Raw genomic sequence first — 3215 nt, forward strand, 5'->3', positions numbered from 1 at the left:
TATTTAGGTCATATATGGTAAATATGACTTATCTTTTTTTGGAGTCTGTATCTGTATTCCATGCTACATAAGCTTTTCAGCTTGCTTGTCCCCCTGTCAGAGAGATACCAGTCGTAACGGTAATGGATGTAACGGAAACTCTCATTGAACGCCCCCAAAAGAAACAGAAAGATTTTTTGGGGGGTAAAAGAGGTTATCATACTCTAAAATCCCAATTAGTAGCTGCTCAAAATACAGAGGAAATTATCTGTGTCTTTTGTGGGAAAGGCAGAGGTCATGATTTTAGTTTATTTAAAAAAAGTCGAGTTCGTTTTCATCCTTTAACTACCAGCATAGAAGACAGTGGTTATCAGGGAATAGCTGCATACCATAGTAATAGTTATACACCGAAAAAGAAACCGAAAAATAGAAAATTAACAGAGTTAGAAAAAGAGTATAACAAGGCTTTAGCCAAAGAAAGGATTATCATTGAACATATAAATAGGAAACTCAAAACCTTTAAAATCTTATCCTGTAAATATCGGAATCGTCGTCGAAGATATAGTTTAAGAGTTAACTTGTTGGAGGCTATTTATATGTCTGTTTTTTCTTTAATTTTACATGACAAGTTCGGAAGAACCATTTATATAAACTAACGGGAAATCGTTACCCGCCTAGCCCCCCCTACGCGAACGGGCGCTTTTCTAATGGTCTGCTCTGGATCGAGTATTTACAGCAGGATTTCGGACTGCCGAATAGCGCGGTGCTGAATCTTGCCTACGGCGGAGCCACCAGCGGTGGTCAGAACGTGGCCGAACGCTTGTTCGGGGGGGATTTTCCAGGATTACTCGACGAGATCGACGCGTTCGCCGCGAAACCCTTCCTACCAACTTTCGACGCTCCCGATCTCTTCGTCGTCTGGGCCGGGGCTAACGACTATCTTTTCGGTTTCAGTACCGACCCCGATGCCGTAGTCGGTAACATTATCGCCGCGGTTCAAACCCTGATCTCCCCTGCGGTCGGGGCGAAAACGGTAATCGTTCCGAATCTACCGGATCTCGGTAAATTACCCAGTCAGGCGGGAATACCGGGGATGACGAATCTAGCCCTAAAGCATAATCAGAAATTAGCTGCGGCGCTTCAAGCCCTCCAAAACGCTCCCTCGACTGCGGCCACTTTGATCCCGCTGGATATCTACTCTCTCTTCGAGAACACCTACAACGATCCGTCTCGCTACGGTTTAACCAACGTCACGGACGCTTGTTTGAATACCACTACCGGGCAGATCTGCGCGAATCCCTCCGAGTATCTTTTCTGGGACGGTTTCCATCCCACGACCGTAACCCATCAAGCGATCGCCGTTCTCGCCTCGACAACCCTCGCCAGCGTTCCCGAACCGGACGCAACAGGCGCGATCGTTATCGTCGCTTTTGTCGGTTTAGGCGTTAAAGTGGCGCAGGTAACGATGAAAAGAAAACCGAACCGAGCCAGCGATCCCACTTTCCGGGTAAAAGCGGTTGAAGGGAGGAGTAAATCTTTACTTGGGTAGGTAGAAAAATCGTTACTAGCTTATGGACACGGACGCTCGCTTTCACTTTTATAGTTATTTCAAATAAGAACGAGACCCTAGGCAACACAATAAGTACGAATAATTTCATCAAGGGGTGTACCCACAGGAGCATACATTCTTGCTCTCTTTAATGCACTAAAATCATCTTCGATATCATTTAAATCAGGAGAGTATTTTGGCAAAAATACTACCTGATGACCTGCTTCCTCTACCAGGCGTTCGACAGGCTCAGCCGAGCCGTTGTCTAATCACTGTCTTCCGATGAATTGGTGCCTTGGGTGGAATTAAATATAAGGGACTTGCGTAAAAATAAGATGCCAGCTAGGAGGGTAGAACCGTCACATCCCATTTGGGCAAAGTTTCAGAACGCTGCCAGAAAGGTTGCAATTGTTCTAATTCTTTAGTCAAAACCTTCACCCCTTTTTCATAAGTTCCTTCTACCAAATGCACTAGAGGTTTTATACCCTTCCAAGTCATGTTAGAAGCCCAATTAAGAGCCGCATCAATTGAATATAAAATTGCCCAATTCCAATAGTTCTCTAAGACGGCCCAACACCGTTCAATGGGATTATATTTACTATGGCATTTGCGGGTAGTAAATGAGCCGTATTTGCCCCTGGGTTTTTTGGGCAAATTCTACCATTCTTTTGATAAATTGAGTGCGGTTGCTGCGAGTGGCGGCTCCTCCATCTAAATCAATGACTAATTCTTCTAACACTGGATAGAGCGCTTGATTTTCTGGCCACCACAACTCTAAACAATCTGCCACAAAATCTGAGGTTTCAGCCGATTGACCGAAATAAATAGACAGGCGTTCTCCCCTCATATCTAGAATTCCTAAAGGGACTAAAACAGCCCTCCATTCCCTATCATGATCATCCGCTTTTAATGGATCGAGATAGCGGGCTTTACCCTGACGAGACAAATTTCCTATCTTAACTTTAGCTTTGCTATCCAAGGAAATTCTCAAAGATTTAGGATGTTTGTCAGCGGCTTGATTGGCTTGAGCTACGTTAGCAAAAATTGCCTCGGTTTCTGGGATTTTTTTGAGCGGTTTTATTTTTTTTGTTTTTTTTAAACTATAGCCCATTCGATTCAAAATATCTCCAATGGTTTGACGAGAGGGCAATTGTTCATCTCGATAGCCTTTTTCTTCTTTTAATGCCTCTCTTACGGCTCTGGCACTAATTTTTGTAAAAGCAAAAGTTGATTGAAATTTAGGGTCTGCTTGCGAGTACATCTCCACTAAACTTTTAATATCTGCCTCTAAGTTTGGTAGCAGTTCCTCCGTTTTTTTTCTCCCCCTAGCACGATAATTATCAATACAAATAATTCCACTTTCTAGCTCTTTCAATCCTGTTGCTATTGCCTGCCTAGACCATCCCAATTCTGTTTCGGCTAGGCGTGCCGAAGAGTTAAAATAGTCTATAGTTACTTGCGCCATAAAAGCCCTTTTCTTAAAACCTGTCAGCTTTTTTGCCGCATCTTTCAAGCTTGATTTGATTTTTTCAGTCAGTTCAGTTACCATAAGACCTCTTGCATAAATCCGAAAACAAACGATAGAAACAATAATGGGAGGGACTTTCAGTTAATTATTTATTAGTAGTTGATAATCTTCAAAAATGTTGCTGTACAAGGATCGACTTAAGACTTTTGCAAGAGGTCT

2 protein-coding genes and 3 pseudogenes are annotated in these 3215 nt (G+C 43.0%); 2 read left to right on the forward strand and 3 right to left on the reverse strand.

The window, feature by feature from the left end; genetic code table 11:
* Positions 1–101: 101 nt before the first annotated feature.
* A pseudogene (locus ACOCD9_RS15430) lies at positions 102–635 on the forward strand (transposase family protein); the annotation flags it as partial.
* A 41-nt stretch (positions 636–676) separates the two neighbouring features.
* A pseudogene (locus tag ACOCD9_RS15435) lies at positions 677–1528 on the forward strand (SGNH/GDSL hydrolase family protein); the annotation flags it as partial.
* A 77-nt stretch (positions 1529–1605) separates the two neighbouring features.
* On the opposite strand, the pseudogene ACOCD9_RS15440 reads toward ACOCD9_RS15435, so the two are convergent.
* The 3 genes and pseudogenes from ACOCD9_RS15440 to ACOCD9_RS15450 form a co-directional block, all read right to left on the reverse strand.
* Positions 1606–1837 (reverse strand): annotated as a pseudogene (locus ACOCD9_RS15440) (transposase); the annotation flags it as partial.
* A 33-nt stretch (positions 1838–1870) separates the two neighbouring features.
* Positions 1871–2182, reverse strand: coding sequence for an ISAzo13-like element transposase-related protein (locus tag ACOCD9_RS15445; RefSeq protein ID WP_287703264.1), 312 nt, complete (start codon positions 2180–2182; stop codon positions 1871–1873).
* On the reverse strand, positions 2127–3077 hold the full coding sequence (locus ACOCD9_RS15450) for an ISAzo13-like element transposase-related protein (protein ID WP_287703262.1): 951 nt from the start codon (positions 3075–3077) through the stop codon (positions 2127–2129). Before ACOCD9_RS15450 ends, ACOCD9_RS15445 begins: the two co-directional genes overlap by 56 nt.
* Between the last annotated feature and the right edge of the window lie 138 nt (positions 3078–3215).

Source organism: Microcystis sp. (assembly GCF_048564745.1).
Lineage (GTDB): Bacteria > Cyanobacteriota > Cyanobacteriia > Cyanobacteriales > Microcystaceae > Microcystis > Microcystis ichthyoblabe_A.

What these genes read in the sequence shown, in the direction of transcription:
- ACOCD9_RS15450 (WP_287703262.1), bottom strand. Translation starts at nt 3,077, where the DNA reads ATGGTAACTGAACTGACTGAAAAAATCAAATCAAGCTTGAAAGATGCG.